General features: G+C 63.2%; 3 protein-coding genes. All 3 read left to right on the plus strand.

Translation table 11 applies throughout. From position 1 onward, the window contains the following. Window positions 1-411, plus strand: a 411-nt coding sequence (locus Q0K43_RS10945) for a COG2426 family protein (RefSeq protein WP_297290559.1), incomplete at its 5' end; no start/stop codon positions are given. A 46-nt stretch (window positions 412-457) separates the two neighbouring features. Continuing rightward, entirely contained in the window at window positions 458-793 is a 336-nt protein-coding gene (locus Q0K43_RS10950; RefSeq protein ID WP_297290560.1) for a hypothetical protein, read from the plus strand. Window positions 794-853: 60 nt separating this feature from the next. Further along, on the plus strand, window positions 854-2,571 hold a 1,718-nt coding region (locus tag Q0K43_RS10955; protein WP_297290561.1), incomplete at its 3' end, for an SF1B family DNA helicase RecD2.

Below are 2,571 nucleotides of genomic sequence, written 5' to 3' on the forward strand. Positions count from 1 at the left end.
GAGCTGCGGGGCGGCGTGCCCTTCGGTACCGCTCTGGGCCTGCCTCCGGGACAGGCGCTGGTGGCCTCGATTATTGGCAATATGATCCCCATCCCCTTTATTATCGTTTATATCCGGCGGATTTTTCTATGGATGCGCCGGAAATCCCCCAAGCTCAATTCCCTGGTGGACAAGCTGGAAAAAAAGGCCCACCTGAAGGGGCAGAAGGTGACCAAATATAAATATATCGGTCTGTGGATATTTGTGGCTATCCCCCTGCCGGGCACCGGCGCCTGGACCGGCGCCCTGGCGGCCGCCTTCCTGGATATGCCTTTGCGGAAAGCGCTGCCCTCCATTTTCCTGGGTGTGGTCACCGCCGGGCTGATCATGACCTTTGCCACCGGCATTGTGGTCTCCACCGTAGGGAGCTGAGTCCCTTCTTCCGCCCCGTGCATAGGATGGGGCGGAGGTGAAGGGTTTGGACGGAATCTTACAGGCCGTATTGGCCCTGCTGGCGGCCATCGGCCTTCTGGCCCTGGGCTGGGTGCTGTTTGGATGGCTGCTTGCTCCGGCGGAAGGGGCCGGCCCGGTCTATGCCGTGGTCCCGGCGGCAGGGGAGGGCGCCCATCTGGAGCAGGATGTAAAGCGGCTGCTGTGGCTGCGGGGGCGGCAGAAAAAGGGGTTTACCATCGTGATCGCCGACGGCGGACTGGACTCTGCCGGGCGGGCGATTGCCGCTGCGCTGCTGGCTGACGCTACCGGCGTGGTGGTCTGTCCGGCGGAGCGGCTGGGCGAGTACATCATGGAGAAATAGGATTCGACAAATCCGCCTGCACATGGTATCATATCCCTGAACATAAGAGGAGGGGCAGCCATGCGGGAGGGGTCACAGGATTATATACAGGGCACCGTGTCGGCCGTAGTCTACCAGAATGAGGAGAACGGCTACACGGTGCTTCGTCTTGACGTGGGGGACGGGGCGGAGGTCACTGTGGTAGGCTGTATGCCCGGCGTGGCCCCCGGCGAGGGCATCTCGGTCCAGGGCACATGGACCCGCCACACCTCCTATGGGGAGCAGTTCAAGGCGGAGACGGTGGAGCGGCGGCTTCCCGCCGGAGTAAAAGCCATCTTTGACTACCTGGCCTCCGGAGCGGTGCGGGGGATCGGCGCCGCCACCGCCCGGCGGATGGTGGAGGAGTTTGGTGAGGACGCCCTTACCGTATTGGAGGAACACCCGGAGCAGCTGACCTGTATCAAAGGGATCACCCGTAAAAAAGCGCTTGAGATTGGAGAGCGGTTTCGCCTCCAGATGGGGATGCGGCGTCTGCTGTCCTTTTTGGGGGAACATGAGGTGCCTCTCCAGCTGGCCATGCCCCTGTACCGCCGGTATGGAGACCGGGCGCTGGAGGTCATTCGCGGCAACCCCTACCTGATGGTGGACGAGGAACTGGGGGTGGATTTCTCCACCGCCGACGAACTGGCCCTGTCGATGGGAATGGAAGGGGACGATCCGCAACGGGTGGAGGCGGCCCTGCTGTTTGAACTGACTTATAACCTGGACAACGGCCACGCTTTCCTGCCCCGACGCAAGCTGCTCCTTGCCACGGCCCAGCTCATCGGCGTAGAGGAGGAAATCCTGGAGGATGCCCTGGAGACCCTGCTGGAGCGGGGGGAGGCCATTGAGGAACAGGTGGCTGGCGAGACGGCGGTCTATCTGCCCGCCTTATGTGAGGCGGAGCAATATGTGGCGTTCCGCTTGTCGGAGATGTGCCGGGGAGAGATGGTCGCTCCCCACGGCCTGGACGAACTTATTGACCGCATCCAGGCCGACCAGGGTATTGTGTATGCGCCCCAGCAGCGGGAGGCGGTGGCTCTGGCGGCCACCAGCCAGGTGATGCTGCTTACGGGCGGGCCGGGTACCGGCAAGACCACCTCCCTGCGGGGGGTGCTGGCCCTCTTTGACCAGCTGGGATTGGAGACCGCCCTGGCCGCGCCCACCGGTCGTGCGGCGAAACGGCTGGGGGAACTGTGCGGAGCGGAAGGGTATACCATTCATCGCCTGCTGGAGACCCAGTACGATCCCCACTCGGGCAGATTGGTATTTGCCCACGATGAGGGCGACCCGCTCAAGGCGGATGCCGTTATTGTGGACGAGACCTCCATGGTGGACATCGTACTCATGCGGGGTCTGCTCTCCGCCCTGCGGGACGACTGCCGCCTGATTCTGGTGGGAGACCCGGATCAGCTGCCCAGCGTAGGGCCGGGAAACCTGTTCTCCGACCTGATCCGCAGCGGGGTGGTACCCATGGTGCGGCTCACTGAGATTTTCCGGCAGGCCGCCGAAAGCGCCATCGTCCGCAACGCCCACGGGGTGAATCGGGGGGAGATGCCCGACCTCAAAGACAACAAGCACGACTTCTTCTTTTTGCGGAGAAAGGAACCGGCCCGGACCGCAGAGACCATTGTGGAACTGGTCAGGACCAGACTGCCGGATAACATGGGCATTCCCGCCGACCAGATCCAGGTGTTGTCGCCCACCCGCAAGCGGATCACCGGTACGGCGTCCCTCAACCGGGCCATCCAGGAGGCGGT

Source organism: uncultured Flavonifractor sp., assembly GCF_944383115.1.
Classification (GTDB): Bacteria; Bacillota; Clostridia; order Oscillospirales; family Oscillospiraceae; genus Flavonifractor.